Origin of the sequence: Viridibacterium curvum (assembly GCF_039544165.1) — a bacterium.
Classification (GTDB): domain Bacteria; phylum Pseudomonadota; class Gammaproteobacteria; order Burkholderiales; family Rhodocyclaceae; genus Viridibacterium; species Viridibacterium curvum.
Map to the genome: position 1 here is coordinate 199,311 of NZ_BAABLD010000017.1, position 16,605 is coordinate 215,915.

22 protein-coding genes are annotated in these 16,605 nt (G+C 61.6%); 7 read left to right on the forward strand and 15 right to left on the reverse strand.

The genetic code is table 11. The features are described 5' to 3' along the window. The first annotated feature begins 19 nt into the window (after positions 1–19). Both ABEA02_RS17340 and ABEA02_RS17345 read left to right on the forward strand, forming a co-directional pair. Positions 20–451: a YybH family protein gene (locus ABEA02_RS17340; RefSeq protein WP_345534357.1), complete on the forward strand. Its 432-nt coding sequence runs from the start codon at positions 20–22 to the stop codon at positions 449–451. A gap of 82 nt (positions 452–533) precedes the next feature. Continuing rightward, positions 534–1,478 (forward strand): hydrolase, encoded by a 945-nt coding sequence (locus tag ABEA02_RS17345; protein WP_345534358.1) that lies wholly within the window; start codon positions 534–536, stop codon positions 1,476–1,478. A gap of 24 nt (positions 1,479–1,502) precedes the next feature. Here ABEA02_RS17345 and ABEA02_RS17350 read toward each other — a convergent pair whose 3' ends face one another. From ABEA02_RS17350 to argF, 5 genes are all read right to left on the reverse strand, one after another. Further along, the gene (locus ABEA02_RS17350) at positions 1,503–1,703 is read right to left on the reverse strand and encodes a YjfB family protein (protein ID WP_345534359.1); all 201 of its coding nucleotides are present in this window, start codon (positions 1,701–1,703) and stop codon (positions 1,503–1,505) included. Between the two features lie 82 nt (positions 1,704–1,785). Further along, the gene (locus tag ABEA02_RS17355) at positions 1,786–2,283 is read right to left on the reverse strand and encodes a YajQ family cyclic di-GMP-binding protein (RefSeq protein WP_345534360.1); all 498 of its coding nucleotides are present in this window, start codon (positions 2,281–2,283) and stop codon (positions 1,786–1,788) included. A 155-nt stretch (positions 2,284–2,438) separates the two neighbouring features. Continuing rightward, a complete protein-coding gene (ppnP, locus tag ABEA02_RS17360; RefSeq protein WP_345534361.1) occupies positions 2,439–2,750 on the reverse strand; it encodes a pyrimidine/purine nucleoside phosphorylase in 312 nt (103 codons plus the stop codon). Between the two features lie 71 nt (positions 2,751–2,821). After that, positions 2,822–3,034, reverse strand: a complete 213-nt coding sequence (locus ABEA02_RS17365) for a DUF2788 domain-containing protein (RefSeq protein WP_345534362.1) — start codon at positions 3,032–3,034, stop codon at positions 2,822–2,824. Between the two features lie 231 nt (positions 3,035–3,265). Beyond that, on the reverse strand, positions 3,266–4,195 hold the full coding sequence (argF, locus tag ABEA02_RS17370) for an ornithine carbamoyltransferase (protein WP_345534363.1): 930 nt from the start codon (positions 4,193–4,195) through the stop codon (positions 3,266–3,268). 384 nt (positions 4,196–4,579) lie between these two features. Here argF and ABEA02_RS17375 point away from each other — a divergent pair, with 384 nt between their 5' ends. Continuing rightward, positions 4,580–4,885: a DUF3579 domain-containing protein gene (locus ABEA02_RS17375; protein WP_345534364.1), complete on the forward strand. Its 306-nt coding sequence runs from the start codon at positions 4,580–4,582 to the stop codon at positions 4,883–4,885. A 95-nt stretch (positions 4,886–4,980) separates the two neighbouring features. Here ABEA02_RS17375 and rpsT read toward each other — a convergent pair whose 3' ends face one another. Further along, a complete protein-coding gene (gene rpsT, locus ABEA02_RS17380; RefSeq protein ID WP_345534365.1) occupies positions 4,981–5,256 on the reverse strand; it encodes a 30S ribosomal protein S20 in 276 nt (91 codons plus the stop codon). 120 nt (positions 5,257–5,376) lie between these two features. Here rpsT and murJ point away from each other — a divergent pair, with 120 nt between their 5' ends. Continuing rightward, on the forward strand, positions 5,377–6,921 hold the full coding sequence (murJ, locus tag ABEA02_RS17385) for a murein biosynthesis integral membrane protein MurJ (protein ID WP_345534366.1): 1,545 nt from the start codon (positions 5,377–5,379) through the stop codon (positions 6,919–6,921). A 59-nt stretch (positions 6,922–6,980) separates the two neighbouring features. On the opposite strand, the gene adk is transcribed toward murJ, so the two are convergent. The 6 genes from adk to ABEA02_RS17415 are packed head-to-tail and all read right to left on the reverse strand — an operon-like array spanning position 6,981 to position 10,695. Beyond that, positions 6,981–7,640: an adenylate kinase gene (gene adk / locus ABEA02_RS17390; RefSeq protein WP_345534367.1), complete on the reverse strand. Its 660-nt coding sequence runs from the start codon at positions 7,638–7,640 to the stop codon at positions 6,981–6,983. 30 nt (positions 7,641–7,670) lie between these two features. Beyond that, positions 7,671–8,438 carry a 3-deoxy-manno-octulosonate cytidylyltransferase gene (kdsB, locus tag ABEA02_RS17395; protein ID WP_345534368.1) on the reverse strand — a complete coding sequence of 256 codons (768 nt, stop codon included), beginning with the start codon at positions 8,436–8,438 and terminating at the stop codon, positions 7,671–7,673. Next, complete coding sequence (locus tag ABEA02_RS17400; RefSeq protein WP_345534369.1) at positions 8,435–8,617, reverse strand: Trm112 family protein; 183 nt, start codon at positions 8,615–8,617, stop codon at positions 8,435–8,437. Before ABEA02_RS17400 ends, kdsB begins: the two co-directional genes overlap by 4 nt. After that, a complete protein-coding gene (gene lpxK / locus ABEA02_RS17405) occupies positions 8,598–9,620 on the reverse strand; it encodes a tetraacyldisaccharide 4'-kinase (RefSeq protein ID WP_345534370.1) in 1,023 nt (340 codons plus the stop codon). The genes ABEA02_RS17400 and lpxK overlap by 20 nt, the downstream gene beginning before the upstream one ends. A 17-nt stretch (positions 9,621–9,637) precedes the next feature. Then, on the reverse strand, positions 9,638–10,060 hold the full coding sequence (locus ABEA02_RS17410; protein WP_345534371.1) for an ExbD/TolR family protein: 423 nt from the start codon (positions 10,058–10,060) through the stop codon (positions 9,638–9,640). Further along, positions 10,060–10,695: a MotA/TolQ/ExbB proton channel family protein gene (locus ABEA02_RS17415; protein WP_345534372.1), complete on the reverse strand. Its 636-nt coding sequence runs from the start codon at positions 10,693–10,695 to the stop codon at positions 10,060–10,062. Before ABEA02_RS17415 ends, ABEA02_RS17410 begins: the two co-directional genes overlap by 1 nt. A gap of 409 nt (positions 10,696–11,104) precedes the next feature. Here ABEA02_RS17415 and xseA point away from each other — a divergent pair, with 409 nt between their 5' ends. Both xseA and ABEA02_RS17425 read left to right on the forward strand, forming a co-directional pair. Next, a complete protein-coding gene (xseA, locus tag ABEA02_RS17420; protein WP_345534373.1) occupies positions 11,105–12,466 on the forward strand; it encodes an exodeoxyribonuclease VII large subunit in 1,362 nt (453 codons plus the stop codon). Between the two features lie 102 nt (positions 12,467–12,568). Further along, positions 12,569–13,150, forward strand: coding sequence for a superoxide dismutase (locus ABEA02_RS17425; protein WP_345534374.1), 582 nt, complete (start codon positions 12,569–12,571; stop codon positions 13,148–13,150). A 70-nt stretch (positions 13,151–13,220) separates the two neighbouring features. Here the strand turns inward: ABEA02_RS17425 and ABEA02_RS17430 are convergent, their stop codons facing one another. Together ABEA02_RS17430 and nadC are read right to left on the reverse strand one after the other, a co-directional pair. Continuing rightward, the gene (locus ABEA02_RS17430; protein WP_345534375.1) at positions 13,221–13,358 is read right to left on the reverse strand and encodes a hypothetical protein; all 138 of its coding nucleotides are present in this window, start codon (positions 13,356–13,358) and stop codon (positions 13,221–13,223) included. A 16-nt stretch (positions 13,359–13,374) separates the two neighbouring features. Further along, entirely contained in the window at positions 13,375–14,223 is an 849-nt protein-coding gene (nadC, locus tag ABEA02_RS17435) for a carboxylating nicotinate-nucleotide diphosphorylase (RefSeq protein ID WP_345534376.1), read from the reverse strand. A gap of 56 nt (positions 14,224–14,279) precedes the next feature. Here nadC and ABEA02_RS17440 point away from each other — a divergent pair, with 56 nt between their 5' ends. Then, on the forward strand, positions 14,280–15,776 hold the full coding sequence (locus ABEA02_RS17440; protein ID WP_345534377.1) for an FMN-binding glutamate synthase family protein: 1,497 nt from the start codon (positions 14,280–14,282) through the stop codon (positions 15,774–15,776). On the opposite strand, the gene ABEA02_RS17445 is transcribed toward ABEA02_RS17440, so the two are convergent. Further along, positions 15,752–16,597 (reverse strand): DMT family transporter, encoded by an 846-nt coding sequence (locus tag ABEA02_RS17445; RefSeq protein ID WP_345534378.1) that lies wholly within the window; start codon positions 16,595–16,597, stop codon positions 15,752–15,754. The genes ABEA02_RS17440 and ABEA02_RS17445 overlap by 25 nt on opposite strands. Between the last annotated feature and the right edge of the window lie 8 nt (positions 16,598–16,605).

Genomic DNA, 16,605 nt, shown 5'->3' on the forward strand with positions numbered 1-16,605 from the left:
ACAACACATCGCCCTCTTCATGGCCAAAACCATCTTCGCCACACCGGATGACGCCGAGCAAGCCTTCTACGAGGCGCTGACGCAAGGTGATCTGGACGCCATGATGGCCGTCTGGTCCGAAGACGATGACGTGGTCTGCGTACAGCCCGGCGGGTCGCGCTTCACGGGTCTGGCAGCCATCCGTGAAGCCTGGCGCCAGCTCTTTGCCAGCGGCATGAAGATCCGCGTACGCACCAGCCACCCGGTCAAGACGCAAGCCATGCTGATCGCGGTGCACTGCGTACTCGAACACGTGAGCATCGAGGGCGAAGACACCATGGCCCCGCCCATGATCGCCACCAACGTCTATTCGCGCGGCGCACAGGGCTGGCAAATGATCCTGCACCACACCTCGCCGGCGCCCGATACCGACGGCCTGCTGTTGCAGGAAACACCGCGCATCGTTCACTAGCAGCCGGCGACGCCGCTGCAACTACCGTCTGGCGCGCCCGTCATTAAACTCGCTCGTTTAGTGGAACGTTTCCTCGACGACCATGCGTTACGAAGCGCCCAAGTGGCTCAGCAACCCACATCTGCAAACCATCTGGCCACTCGCCATCAAGGGGCCTGCGCCCAAGTTCAAGCGTCGGCGCTGGGACACGCCAGACGGCGACTTCATCGACATCGACTGTCTACCCACGCGCAAGGATACGCCGCTGGTGGTGCTGTTCCATGGCCTTGAAGGCTCCAGCAACAGCCACTACGCCCGCGCCCTGATGCGCGCCGTAGCAGCCCGAGGCTGGAATGGTGTGGTCGTGCATTTTCGCGGCTGTTCCGGCGAGCCCAACCGGCTGGGTCGCGCCTATCACTCAGGCGATGCGGACGAAGTCGACTGGATCATCCGCAAGCTTGCTGGCGGCTTCAAGAACGTACCCATCTACGCCGTCGGCGTATCACTCGGCGGCAACGCCCTGCTGTGCTGGCTGGGCACGCGCTGCGAGTCGGCTTTCCAGATCGTCACCAAGGCCGCCGCCATCTCGGCTCCGCTGGATCTCACTGCTGCCGGCATGCATCTGGGCAAAGGCTTCAATAAAGTCTATACGCGCCACTTCCTCAAGACGATGCGGCGCAACGCGGCGCTCAAGGCGCAGAAGTACCCCGAACTCTTCGACACGCAACGGGCAGCGAAAGCCAAGACCCTGTTCGATTTCGACGATGCCTACACGGCGCCCGTTCACGGCTACCGCAACGTGCACGACTACTGGGAACGCGCATCGTCAAAACGCCTGCTGACGCAGATCACGGTACCGACGCTGGTGTTGAATGCGAAGAACGACCCCTTCATGCCGCGCAGCGCCTTGCCGCGCAAGCGTGAGGTGTCGCCCGTCGTCACGCTGGAACAGCCGGATCAGGGCGGCCACGTGGGATTCGTGACCGGACGCTTCCCGGGGCGGCTCGACTGGCTTCCGAACCGCATCCTCAGCTATTTCGAGAGTTGAACGCCGCGCAGAGCGGCGGAGGCCTCAGGCGCGCGTATTGATGATGCCGCCAGGCTGACCTGGTGACACCGGCGGCAACTTGGGCAGCGCCTCCACCAACTGCGCAGCCTGTTGTGCCTCAGCGTCGACGGCCTTCTTGAGCACGGCTACTTGGGCCTCGCCACGCACACTGCTTACGCTCTCCGTGGTCAGACCACGGGTCACACTGCCAACCAGATCGTCCATGTTGCGACTCCTGCGACAGTCGGGCGAGCGACTTCGACAAAGGATGGCTACGGGCCATCCACGCCGGCAAACAGGCAAATACCTATTCGCGGAAATTGCCGAACTGGAGCGGGAAGTCGGTGATCGACTTTTTAAGCAAGGCGATGGTTTCCTGCAGCACATCGCGCTTGGCGCCGGTGACGCGCACTGTATCACCCTGGATGCTACCCTGAACCTTCAGCTTGCTGTCCTTGATGATCCGTACGATCTTCTTGGCCAGCTCGGTATCGATACCGGCTTTAACGGTCACCAGCTGCTTAACTTTATTACCGCTTATCGTCTCGACGTCTTTGCGCTCCATGCAGCGCACATCGACGCCGCGCTTCGCGAACTTGCCCGTCACGATGTCCCACACCTGATCGAGCTGGAAATCGTTGTCTGCAAACAGGGTGAGCGACTTTTCCTTGTCCTTGCCGGTCAGCTCGATACGCGCGTCCGAGCCCTTGAAGTCGAACCGATTTCCGACTTCCTTGTTCGACTGATCGACAGCGTTATGCACTTCGACCCAGTCGACTTCGTTGGTGACGTCAAAAGAAGGCATGAAAAACTCCGAAAACGAATCCGCTCAAACGCAGAGAATGGCGCGATGCGCGTAGCAAGCGGCCGGATGGCAAGGCGGCGCGCGCAGACGTACATAAAGTACGTCGAGCACGCCAACGCGGCAAGCCGGCCGCGCAGTAGCGCAGCGCGGCGTTCTTAGCCGAAGTGGCAGACGTAGTGATAGGCCTCGTCGACTTCGATGTCGAAACTCGAATTGGCCGGCACGTTGTAGCTCTGGCCCTCGCCGTAGGTCTTCCATTCCGTCTCGCCCTTGAGGCGGACACGGCAGCTGCCGGCCACGGTTTCCATGATCTCGGGAGCGCCGGTGTTGAAGGTCAGGCTGGCGGGCAGGATGACACCGACCGACTTCTTCGTACCGTCTGCCAGCACGATCGTGTGGCTGACGCACTTGCCGTCAAAGTAAACATTGGCTTTCTTGACGACCGACACATTATCGAACTGACTCATGGCAACTCTCTGAATGGAATGAAAAAAGGCCCCGAATTATACCGGAGCCCCTGTTGCGGCGTGACGTCAGCTCAGATGCCGAGCACTTTGGCGATCACTTCCTTGGCCATGAAACCGAACATGCCGAAGCCGAGTGCAAAAAACAGCCAGGCGGAGCCGTAACGGCCGGCGCGTGACTCCCGCGCCAGGCTCCAGATAATGAACAGCATGTAGCCAATCAAGCCACTGAGCAGCAACTTGAGAGATATGTCTTCGAATTCGGCAAAGCTGAGACCGGCAAACACGATAAAGCTCCAGATAGAGGGAATTTTCCTGTCGGGCCTTGATGATCAGGCTCGACAGGAAAAAACCTTCTCTCAGGCAACAATTCTAACGACCGATTGCGGCAATGCACAATCCGATAAATTGATGCTCTGATAGAGCAATTCGTCCGACAAAGCGACTTCTTGACCCAGCGCAACGAAAATGAAAAACCCCGCTGAAGCGGGGTTTTTTGTGGCGGGAGAAACCCCGTCTCAGGTCGGCGAAACCTCGCCGAGAAGAACGTATTCCAGCAACGCTTTCTGCACGTGGAGACGATTTTCCGCCTCCTCCCAGACGACGCTCTGCGGCCCGTCGATCACTTCTGCGCTCACCTCTTCGCCACGATGCGCTGGCAAGCAGTGCATGAATACCGCGCCCTTGTTGGCCACGCGCATCATGTCAGCATCGACCTGGAAGTCAGCAAAATCACGCAGGCGCTCTTCGTTTTCAGCTTCGAAGCCCATCGAAGTCCACACATCGGTAGTGATGATGTCAGCTCCTTTGGCGGCCTCCATCGGGTCAGCGAACTGCTCGAAGTTGGCGGTGCCATACAAGCCGGCGCGCTCCGGCTCCACTTCGTAGCCTGCGGGCGTCGAGACGTGGACGTTGAAATCCAGCACCTCGGCGGCCTGCAGCCAAGTGTTGCAGACGTTGTTGGAGTCGCCGATCCAGGCCACGGTCTTACCCTGGATGGAGCCGTTGCGCTCAATCCAGGTGTAGATGTCAGCCATGATCTGGCAGGGGTGGTATTCGTTGGTCAAGCCGTTGATGACCGGCACGCGCGAGTTCGCCGCAAAGCGTTCAACGATGCCCTGCTCGAAAGTACGGATCATCACCACGTCAGACATGCGCGAAATCACCTGTGCCGCGTCCTCAACCGGCTCACCCCGCCCAAGTTGCGAGTCGCGCGTGTTCAGGTAGATCGCCGATCCGCCTAGCTGGAACATGCCTGCTTCGAAAGACAGGCGCGTACGCGTGCTGGCCTTCTCGAAGATCATCACCAGCGTGCGATCAAACAGCGGGTGATAGGGTTCGTAGCGCTTGAACTTTTCCTTGATCCAGCGCGTGCGGGCAAACAGATGCTCGTACTCTTTGCGGCTGAAATCCTTGAACTGCAGGTAGTGCTTGATCGGTGTCGTCATGGGTAATCCTGGCGCAGCGCAACATTCGTGCGGTCAGGCCTCGCATCATTTCTGTGCCCAAACCTGATCCGCGACGGCACAAAAAACAAAAGCGGCCTCATTGCCGCCAAGGCTGAGGAGTTTAAAGGAACGCCTTGCGAGCCGCCACCCCTGCCATACCACCCTCTCGCCAAGCCCCGCCCGGCCTTGCTGGCGCGGCCTTACAGCGCTTTCTGTTAAACTTTGGCTGCTGCAGTGCCGCAGTAGACACATAACCGACAAGCTGGGTGGCCAAGCCTGAACGGCACCAAGCACGGTGTTTGCTTAGAGCACTGCATGCATACGCAAATCCAGCCGCACTCCAGCTCCCTGCCCTCAAGCCCGCCAGACGCGCTTCAGTTGCCCATGTCCGTAATCATCGCGAGCTTCACCATCATCGGTAGAACCCAGGACGGCAAGCAATTCCGCCCCAGCGACTGGGCAGACCGACTGTGCGGCATCATGTCCGTCTTCGGCGCAGACCGGAAAATGAAATTTTCGCCGTACGTGCGCCCGGGCAGCATGCCTGGCGGCGAGAAATGCGTGATGGTGGACGTTCGGCTCTACAAGCTTGAACCGCTGGCCTACAAATTCCTTGTGAACTTCGCCAAGGATAACGAGCTGCAGGTGGCCTACGCTGAAGACGATCCCACCACAGGCGCCATCAACTGAGCCTGCAGCGGCGCAGCTAACGCAAAAAGGCGATGCCGAGCATCGCCTTTTTCTTTGCCTTGCACTGACCCGCCGGAAGGCAGGTCAGGCAAGCATCAAGCAGCCGAAGCGCCCAGTGCCTTGACGGCAGCGGACAGACGGCTCTTGTGACGAGCCGCGGCGTTCTTGTGGATGATGTTCTTGTCAGCAATGCTGTCGATCACACTGACGGACTGCTGGAACACTTGTTGTGCAGCAGCCTTGTCGCCAGCTTCAACCGCCTTGCGAACAGCCTTGATGGCCGTGCGCAGACGGGAGCGCAGACTGGTATTGCGGGCACGGGCAGCATCGTTCTGGCGTGCGCGCTTGCGAGCTTGAGCCGTATTGGCCATGGCAATTCTTCCGGTTCGGTTTAACGAGAGCCGGCAATCATAATTCAGCCGGCACTGCTTTGCAAGCACCTGCCGCAGGCTATCATCCGGGCCACCCCCCCTTTTCCGCTCGCCTATTAAGTGAATCTGCTCAAGGCATTGGCCAAGATCAGCGGCCTGACTCTGCTGTCCCGTATTCTCGGCCTCGTTCGCGAGGTCCTGATCGCCAACCTGTTCGGCGCCGGCATGATGACAGACGCCTTCAACGTCGCTTTCCGCCTGCCCAATCTATTGCGACGCCTGTTTGCCGAAGGCGCGTTCTCTCAGGCCTTTGTGCCCATCCTTTCCGAATACCGCACGCAACGTAGCGAGGCCGATACCCATACGCTAGTCAACCGCGTTGCCACCCTGCTGGGTGTCATCGTTCTGCTGATCACCGTGCTAGGGGTAATTGGTGCTCCCTTCGTCATTCAGGCCACCGCCAGCGGTTTTGCCAATCACCCGGAGAAGTTCGCACTCACCGTCGAACTGACGCGCGTCACTTTTCCCTACATCTTCTTCATGGCCATGGTGGCTCTGTCAGCCGGCGTGTTGAACACCTGGAGTCATTTCTCGATCCCCGCTGTCACGCCCGTCCTGCTCAATGTAGCAATGATCGTCATGGCCCTTTTTGCCGCGCCCTGGTTCGACAAGCCGGTCACAGCACTGGCCTGGGGAGCGTTCATTGGCGGTTGCCTTCAACTGGCAATCCAGATTCCGGCGCTAGCGCGTATCGGCATGCTGCCGCGCTTTGATCTGCATTTCCGGGATCCCGGCGTCATTCGCATTCTCAAATTGATGGGCCCTGCCACACTGGGCGTCTCGGTAGCGCAGGTCAGTCTGCTGATCAATACTGCGTTTGCTTCGTGGCTGCCGACCGGCAGCGTGTCCTGGCTGACTTATGCGGATCGGTTGATGGAGTTTCCGGCAGGCCTGCTGGGCGTAGCACTCGGGACGATCCTGCTGCCCAGCCTGTCACGCCTGAATGCGGCAGGAGACAAGGAGGCCTTTTCGAGCATGCTGGACTGGGGGCTACGACTCGCACTGCTGCTGACACTGCCGGCAGCGCTGGCGCTATGCATCCTTTCCGTTCCGCTGACGTCGACCCTGTTCCAGCATGGGGCTTTTTCGGCATCTGACGTTCTGCAGACGCGTCAGGCGCTCGTGGCGTACAGCGTCGGATTGTGCGGCCTGATCCTAGTAAAAATCCTGGCACCGGCCTTCTACTCGCGACAAGACATCCGCACGCCTTTGCGCTTCGCCATCATTTCGCTGTTCGCCACACAAGTGATGAACGTACTGTTCGTGATGGTTGGCCCGTTGCGCCATGCCGGGCTGGCACTCTCCATCGGTCTTGCGGCCAGCCTCAACGCCTTGCTGCTGTATCGCGGCCTGCGTCGCAAAGAGGTGTTCATGCCTCAGCCGGGCTGGTGGGCATTCAGCGGCAAACTGCTGCTGGCACTTTGCGTCATGGGTGTCGTGCTGTGGTTCGCGATGGGCTCTGAACAGGACTGGCTGCACGCGCCGACCAGCCGTCGGCTGCTGTGGCTGACAGGCCTCACCTTCGCCGGTGCGGGTAGTTACTTCGTCACATTATTTGCGCTGGGCTTCCGCCTCGCAGACTTCAAACGGCGCGCCGCAGCCTGAGTCATCCAAAACAAAACGGGGCCGCAGCCCCGTTTCATCGCGTCCGATTCAGCGCAACATCATGCGCCACGCAGGGCCGCAAGCGCCGACTTGGTAACGTCTTCGACTTTGCCGAGTCCGGAGATGCGGGCGTAGCGCGGCGCAGTCATGTCGCCCGTGCCAGCCCAGTCCGAATAGTAGGCAACCAAAGGCTTGGTCTGGGAGTGATAGACGTCGAGGCGCTTCTTCACGACCTCTTCCTTGTCATCATCACGCTGCACCAGGTCTTCACCGGTTTCGTCATCCTTGCCGGCCACCTTGGGCGGGTTGAACTTGACGTGATAGGTACGACCCGAAGCCGGGTGCACGCGACGACCGCTCATGCGCTCGACGATTTCGCCATCGGGCACGGCAATTTCGAGCACCACATCCAGCTTCACGCCTGAAGCCTTTAGCGCATCGGCTTGCGGCAGGGTGCGCGGGAAGCCGTCGAACATGTAGCCCTTGGCACAGTCCGGCTGTTCGAGGCGCTCCTTGACGAGACCAATGATGATGTCATCCGACACCAGCTGACCGGCATCCATCACGGCCTTGGCGGCAAGCCCGAGCGGCGTACCCGCCTTGACGGCGGCGCGCAGCATGTCTCCGGTGGAGATCTGCGGAATGCCGAAGGTCTCGGAAATATATTTGGCCTGCGTGCCCTTGCCCGCCCCCGGCGGTCCCAACAAGATCAGACGCATGTGTGCTCTCCCCTCAGATGACAGGCTGGCTCAGCCTGCAGAATTCGTGAAAACAGCGCGCACGCGCGCCAGGTCTTGCGGCGTATCCACGCCACCGGGCGGAGCGGCTTCGAGCAACTCTACGCGGATTCTGTAACCATGCCAGAGCGCGCGCAGCTGCTCCAGCATCTCGATCTGTTCGTACGGCGACGGCGCCAGCTGCGCATAGGCGCGCAGGAACCCCGCACGATACGCATACAGGCCAACGTGGCGCAACACGGGCAATCCTGCAGGCAGCGCCTGTGGCCCACCAGCAAAGGCATCGCGCGGCCAGGGCATGGGCGCGCGCGAAAAATACATGGCACGTCCTGCGGCATCTCGTACCAGCTTGACGATAGCAGGGTTGAGGAAGTCTTCGAGCGAATGAATAGCGTGGCCGGCGGTTGCGATGGCGGCTTCGGCATCGTGTTCTAGCGCGGCCGCAGCCAGGCGGATGATAGCGGGCTCGATCAGAGGCTCATCGCCCTGCACATTCACAACGATCTCTGCGTCGCCCCAGCCCAGGCGATCGACGACCTCGCCCAATCTGTCAGTCCCGCTGGGATGATCTTCACGCGTCATCAGCACCTTGCCACCAGCCGCTTCGACAGCTGCAGCCACTTCGGGATGATCCGCCGCGACCCATACCTCACCGGCACCGGCTTGCAAGGCGCGCTCCATGACGCGCACGACCATGGGCTTACCGGCAATGTCAGCCAGCGGTTTGGCGGGCAAGCGCGACGACGCGTAGCGCGCCGGAATGACGACTTTGAATGTCACTGCTGCGCTTCGTCTGGCGTGAGCTCGCGCGCCTCGTCAGCGAGCATGACCGGAATGCCATCGCGGATGGCGTACGCCAGGCGGCAGGGACGGCAGACGAGCTCATGCGCCTCGCGCCGATAATCGAGCGGCCCCTTGCAGACGGGACAAACGAGGATATCAAGCAGTTTGGGATCCATGCGATGGCTTCAAAAGGGACTCAAGGGACGTCAGGTCAACGTCGGCATCCACCGGCAGCACCCAAGTTTCCTGTGGTGCCAGGCCGGCGCATTTTATCGCATCCTTCTCCGTCATCAGGAGAGCTTCCGCACCATCGAGCGCCAGATCGTTGCTCACATAGGGGTGATGGTCCGGAAAAGCTTCAAAGGTGGTCAGCGGCAAGCCCATCGCCAGCAAGGTCTCGCGGAAGCGCTCGGGTCGGCCGATGCCGGCCAGCGCCTTGAGCCGAAGCCCCGCAAAGTCTGCGGCCGAACGGGTTTGCGAAGGATCGTCGAGCCTGTAGAAACGGCCTGCCTGCAAGCCAAGACCCGCCTGGGGAATGGCAGGCAGTCGCGCAGCCAGGCCAGCACTGACAGGGCCGTGCAGCAATAACAATTGCGCAGACGCCAGACGGGACAGCGGCTCGCGCAGCGGGCCGGCCGGCAGAGGGAGACCGTTGCCCAGCACGCTCTCATCGAGCACGACCAGCTCCACATCGCGCCCCAGCCGGTAATGCTGCAAGCCGTCGTCGCTGACCAGCACGTCGACTTCGGGGTGTGTCGCGAGCAAAGCCTTGGCAACGGCCACCCGGTCACGACCGATCCAGACCGGGACTCCGGCACGTTGGGCCATCAACACAGGCTCGTCACCAACTTCTGACACCAGCGATGTCGCCCGTACGGCAGCCGGTCCGGTCAGCGAGCCGCCATAGCCCCGCGACAGGATGCCCGGTCGCCAGCCCGCACGCTGCAGCCAATCGACAACCGCAAGCACGGTGGGCGTCTTGCCGCTGCCACCCACGGCGATGTTGCCGACGATGATGACGGGAACGGGGACGCGTTCGACCGAGAGCCAGCCCAGCCGGTAGGCCAGACGACGGAAGGCTACGAGCAGCGCGAAACAGGCCGACAGCGGCAACCAAGGCCAGCTGCGCCAGCCGCGATCAGCCCACCAGGCGGGCGCTGAACGGGTAAGGCTAGCCATGCAAGGCCGATGAGCGCTCAGCGCCCGGCCTGAGTAGCGAAGGAAACGTAGGGCAGACCAGCGCGCTGTGCGGCCTGCATGACGTCGATGACACGCTGATGCGGCGTCTGCGCGTCAGCATTGATGACGATCACAGGCGGCTTGGTCGAGCCTTCGGGTGCGGCACGCTTGAGGACGTCGGCAATTGCGTCGACCTCCTTGCTGGGCACGGGGACGCGATTGATGAGGATCTCGCCGCGCGCGGTCACGACCACGTCGATCTCGGGAGACTTGTCCTGGTTGGTCTTGGCGTCTGCCGTCGGCAGGTTGATTTCCAGACCCGAGAAACGCGAATAGGTGGTGGTGAGCATCAGGAAGATGATGATCACCAGCAGCACATCGATCAGCGGGATCAGGTTGATCTCGAGATCTTCGCGCGAACGACCGCGGCCGAAGTTCATCAGCGCTCCTGCTTGCTCGGGGCGGTACGGCGCTCGCCGTGGATCACATCGACGAGGCGGATCGCCTGCTGTTCCATGTCGAGAATGATGCTGTCGACTTGCGCGCGATAGTGACGGTAAGCAATCAGGGACGGGATCGCGATCATCAGGGCGAAACCGGTGTTGTAGAGCGCCACCGAAATGCCGTGTGCCAACTGTTGCGGATCGGTACCGCCGCCCGTGGGATTCTGCGCACCAAAGAGCTCGATCATACCGATGACGGTGCCGAACAGGCCCATCAACGGACTGACGGTGGCAATGGTGCCCAGCGTCGTCAGGAAGCGCTCCAAGTCATGCGCCACAGCGCGACCAGCCTCTTCAATGGACTCTTTCATCACTTCGCGCGTCGAACGCACGTTGCGCAGACCCGCTGCCAGCACGCGCCCCAAGGGCGAGTGCGCATGCACGCGCTTGACCAGGTCGTCGGAGACGCCGCCCTGGCGCAGCTCGCCAATCAGCTTTTCGAGGAAGCCCGGCGGCACGATGACCGAGCGGCGCAAGGAAATGGCCCGTTCGATGATGAGAGCCAGCGAGATCACCGAGGCCAGCAACAGAAAATAGATGGGCCAACCGGCAGCGCGGATGATTTCCAGCACGAGCAAACTCCAGTGATCATTCGAGCGCGAGACTTTAGCCTTTCATGCAGTCACGCGGCAAGGGCAGCAAGCCGGACGGAGGTCTGGCAAGGACGCCGGAAGCCCCGCCGCCGCCTTCGGGGCCGGCTGCTGCCCAACGTGCAGGGGACAACCCGAGTGCTGCTTTTGCCGTCACTGTGACAATCCACAAAATCTGTGGACAACTGTGTGGGTAGCTTTTGGACGTATGCGCCAAGTAGGCGTCGCAGAAGGATTTTTGATACGGCGATCAAAAATTAAGCTACGGTTACAGTCGTTAAAAATCATATACTTATACATTCGCAAATCTGTCAACCGCGAATTTCCCCCAACCCGGTGCCTGCGCGCTATCGCACGCTGCACAAGAATGGAAAATCGCTAGAATCCGGCGATGAATTCCCCGCAGAACAACGTCGCCAACGTCGGCAACCAGCCCGTCCCGGTGTCGGAATTTGTCCGACGGATACGCCTTCATCTGGAACAGGGCATCCCCCTGGGCTGGATCCGCGGCGAAATCTCCAGCCTGACGCGCGCAGCCTCCGGGCACCTGTATTTCACGCTCAAGGACAGTGACGCCCAGCTGCGTTGCACGATGTGGCGCAACCGCGCCCAGCTGCTTGCCTTCCAGCTGCGCGAGGGTATGCAGGTCGAAGTCCGCGCGCAGGCCACGGTCTATGAACCACGGGGCGACCTGCAGCTATCGGTCGACAGCATCCGCCAGGCGGGCATGGGTAACCTCTTCGAAGCTTTCATGCGCCTCAAGGCCAGGCTGGAAGAGGAAGGTCTGTTCGACGCCGCCCGCAAACGCCCCCTGCCCCGCCTGCCACGCTGCATCGGCCTCGTAACGTCGCCCCAGGCGGCCGCCCTGCACGACGTGCTGACTACGCTGCGAAGGCGCGCCCCCGGCCTGCAAGTCGTGCTCTACCCGACGCGAGTGCAGGGTGATGGCGCTGCGGCGGAGATCGCGGCGGCCATCAACGTCGCTGGCGAGCGCCGCGACCTGGACCATTGCGAAGCACTGATCGTCTGTCGTGGTGGCGGCAGCCTTGAAGACCTGTGGGCCTTCAACGAAGAGGCCGTGGTGCGGGCCGTGCATGCCTGTCCCCTGCCCGTCATCAGCGGCGTCGGTCACGAAACCGACGTCTCCCTCTGCGACTTCGCCGCCGACCTGCGGGCTGCCACACCGACCGCCGCGGCAGAGCAGATCAGCAGCGGCATTGCCACCCTGCGCGAGACCCTGGCTCTGACCGCGCAGTCCCTGCTGCGCGCCTCGTCGCAACAGCTGCAGCGCGCCATCCAGAGCGTTGATCTGTTGGACCACCGCCTGCTGCACCCTCGCACGCGCATCCAAGCCAGCCAGGCCCAGCTCACGCAGTTTGCGCTGCGCCTGCTGCACAACCGGGCCGCTCACAACAACCGCCTCGCCCAAGACATCACCCAGCTTGCCAGCCGCCTGCAACGCCGCATTCCCGACACGCAAGCCCGTCAAACGCGGATCCAGGCCCTGGCCCGGCGTATGCGCCATGCCCACGAACTGCAGCAACAGCGCAAGGCGCAAGGCGTCGAACAACTCGCTGCGGCCATCAGCCACCTCGACCCGCGACAGACCATGCAAAGGGGGTATGCCATCGTACGTAATGTCGACGGCGCCATTGTCCGCGACGCGACCACACTGCACCCCGATGACGCCGTCTCACTGCAGTTCTGCACAAGTGCCGCCCAAGCAAAAATCACCCGGGTCGATAGGGAATGACCATGGCGCGAACGCGGGCTCGACCGTCACGCAGATTGTCAGCCCCCGGAACTCCCGACTAAAATGCTCAGGTTTTCCGACCCCCAATCAAGGAGTAACAACATGGCCCATACCCTGCCCCCCCTGCCCTATGCCAAGGATGCTCTCGCACCGCACCTGTCGGCTGAGACCTTCGATTTCCACTACGGCAAGCACCACCAGGCCTATGTAACCAACCTGAACAACCTGATTCCGGGTACCGAGTTCGAAAACGCCTCGCTTGAAGACATCGTCAAGAAGTCTTCCGGTGGCATCTACAACAACGCCGCCCAGATCTGGAACCACACCTTCTTCTGGAGCTGCATGAAACCCGCTGGCGGCGGCGCTCCGACCGGCGCCCTGGCGGATGCCATCAACGCCAAGTGGGGCAGCTTCGACGCTTTCAAGGAAGCCTTCACGAAGAGCGCCGTAGGCAACTTCGGTTCCGGCTGGACCTGGCTGGTGAAGAAGGCCGACGGCTCGGTCGACATCGTGAACACCGGCCCCGCCGGCACGCCGCTGACCACCGCCGACAAGGCTCTGCTGACCATCGATGTGTGGGAGCACGCCTACTACATCGACTACCGCAACGCCCGCCCGAAGTTCGTCGAGGTCTTCCTGACCAGCCTCGCAAACTGGGACTTTGCTGCCGCGAACTTCGCCTGATCGACAGGTTCCGCAGAAATAAAAAAGCCCGGGCTTGCCCGGGCTTTTTTATTTCTCCTGCCGTCCGTGCTCAGAGATAAAGCACGGCCGGAAACACGGTGACAGCGAGCACATAAACCAGCCACTCAAGATTGCGACGTGCAAGAAAGCCCGTGAACTGCAGCAGCAGAATCACGATTGCAACGACGTAATAGACGTAGAACCACATGACAGTCCTCTCTCCCTCATTCCTCGATGTGACGCAGTGACAGGTCGATTGCCCGCACATCCTTCGTCAGACCGCCAACCGAAATCCGGTCCACACCGGTCTCGGCAATTTCACGCACACGCTCAAGGTTAACACCGCCCGAGGCTTCGAGCAGCGCCCGCCCCGACGTGACCTTGACCGCCTCGCTCATTTCCTCGATCGACATATTGTCGAGCAGGATCATCTTGGCGCCCGCCTCCAGCGCCTCGCCCAGCTCGGCAAGGCTTTCGACCTCGATCTCGATGAAGGCATTCGATGGCGCAATCTTCGCGGCACGTTGCAGGGCTTTTTTTACGCCACCGGCGGCAATGATGTGATTTTCCTTGATCAGCACGCCGTCATACAGGCCGATGCGGTGGTTCTGCCCGCCGCCAACGCCAACTGCGTACTTCTGCGCCAGACGCAAGCCCGGCAGCGTCTTGCGCGTATCGACGATTCGCGCACGCGTGCCGGCCACTGCCGCCACGAACCGCGCCGTGGTCGTCGCCGTACCGGACAGGAACTGCAGGAAATTGAGCGCCGTGCGCTCCGCCGTCAGCAGGCAGCGGGCGCTGGCAAAGATGTCACACAGTCGCTGGCCGGGCGCCACGCGCTCTCCATCCTTGACGTGCCAGACGACCGACGACTCCGGCTCGAGCATCTGGAAGACCGTGTCGAACCAGGCAGTGCCGCAGACGATGGCGTCCTGGCGCGTGATCACGCGTCCTGTAGCCGACGCGGTCTCCGGAATCAGCTGTGCGGTAAGATCGCCCGTGCCGATGTCTTCGGCCAGTGCGCTGGCAACTTCCCGTTGAATCTCGACGCGCAGTTGTTGATTCATTTCCATGTGCTCTGTCCGGGAGGTAGCGGGATGCCAATTCTACACGCGGGGAGGAAGACGTGATGGAAGTCTCAGGGGGTCTGTTTACCATCCTCAGCGTAGGGCTCGGCACGCTGCTCGCACTGCTCTTGGGTCTGTTGCTGATCTACTGGTACGTCAGGGACATCACCCAGAAACAGCACACCATCCTGCGTAATTTCCCCATCATCGGGCGACTGCGCTACTTCTTCGAACAGCTCGGCGAATACTTCCGGCAGTACTTCTTTCTTGGCGACCGCGACGAGATGCCATTCGACCGCTCGACGCGTTCGTGGGTCTACCGCCTCGCCAAGAATGAGGGCGGCACCATAGGCTTTGGCTCCACTTACCGGCTGCAGGAGCCGGGAGCGCTGATCTTCGTAAATGCGCCCTTCCCCGTGCTCGAAGAGGACCGGCTGCCGACGCCGCCACTGCTCATCGGTGCGGGGCATTGCGACAAGCCCTTCGAGGCGCGATCCATCATCAACGTCAGCGGCATGAGCTTCGGCGCCATTTCGGCACCGGCAGTCCGCGCGCTGTCACACGGAGCGGCAACGGCCGGTTGCTGGATGGATACCGGCGAAGGCGGGCTGTCGCCACATCATCTCGATGGCGGCTGCGACGTCATCATGCAGATCGGCACAGCCAAATACGGCGTAAGGGAGGCGGACGGCAAGCTGTCTCTCGACAAGTTGCGCGAGCTCGCCGCTCACGATACGGTGCGCGCCTTCGAAATCAAGCTCGCTCAAGGCGCCAAGCCCGGCAAGGGCGGTGTGTTGCCCGGCGGCAAGGTCACCGAAGAAATCGCACGCATTCGCGGCATCCCGGTACACGTTGATTCGATCAGCCCCAACCGGCATCCGGAAATCGCTAACGCAGACCAGTTGCTGGATTTCGTACTGCGCGTACGCGACATCACAGGCAAGCCGGTAGGCATCAAGACCGCGATTGGTGGCTGGCAGTTCATGAACGAACTCTGCGACGCAACGCTGCGGCGCGGTCTGCACGACGCTCCCGACTTCATCGTCATAGACGGTGGCGAAGGCGGTTCGGGCGCGGCTCCACAGGCGCTGGCCGATCACGTCGCGCTGTCGATCAACGAGGCCCTGCCACGCGTGGTCGACAGCCTCCTCGCGGCTGGCATGCGCGACCGTGTGAAGGTCGTTGCTTCGGGCAAGCTCGTCACGTCGGCACGCGCGGCCTGGGCGCTCGCTTGCGGTGCCGACTTCGTGAATTCGGCACGCGGCTTCATGTTCGCCCTGGGCTGCATTCAGGCGTTGAGGTGCCACACCAACACCTGTCCAACAGGCGTCACGACGCATAACGAAAGGCTGCAGCGCGGTCTGGTCGTCGAGGACAAGGCAACGCGCGTCGCCAACTACGCAACAAACATGAACCGCGAAATCGACATGATTGCCCACTCCTGTGGCTTGCGGCATGCGCGCGAATTCCGCCGCGAACATGTGCGCATCGTGCAGCCCTCAGGGCGCTCGGAAGCGCTGTCGACGATCTATCCCTACCCGCGCCCGACCGAGGGCTGAGTCAGCGCCACGATCACGCCGCAGGCGCCAACGATCGCCATGCCGCACAAGGCAATCGAGTCCGGGCGCTGCCCGAACACCAGCCAGCCCAACAGGCCAGCCCACAGCAACTGCACATAGGTCAATGGCGCCAGCGTCGAGGCCTGTGTGTCGCGGAACGCTAACGTGAAGCACAGGTGCCCTAAAAACCCCAGTGTGCCGAAGCTGCACAGCAACACCATCTCCTGCCAGGGCGGCATGTAGGTTGCCCAATACCAGGGCAGGCTCAGGGTGAAGAGCATGGTACCGACGACGCCGCTGTAATAGAGCATGGCCACCGAGTTCTCGCTGCGCGTCAGCACGCGGGTCAGCAGCTGATACGCCGTCATGCAGCTGGCGGTGAGCATCGCGAAAACTACGCCCAACTGGTCCAGCGAACTGCCTGGCCGGATGATCAGCAGCACACCGGCGAAACCACCTGAGACCGCCAGCCAGCGCGCCTTGCCGATTCGCTCTCCGAGAATCGGCTTTGCACCGACGACGACCAGCAAGGGGGCGATGAACACGATTGATGTCGCCTCAGCCAGCGGCAGGCGCTGCAAGCCGAACATCATGAACAGCGTAATGCCGACCAGACACAGGCCGCGCAGCACGACAAGACCCGGACGCTGCAGGATGACCAGTTCGCGCCCCATGACAGGCGCAAAAATGGCCGTCATCAGCAGCAACTGCACCAGGTAACGCATCCAGGCCACGAACGGCACGGGATGGCGTACGGCAAGGAACTTGGAAATGGCATCCATGCCGGCAAAGAAAAGCAATGCCAACGCGTAAATCAGCATGCCCCGCA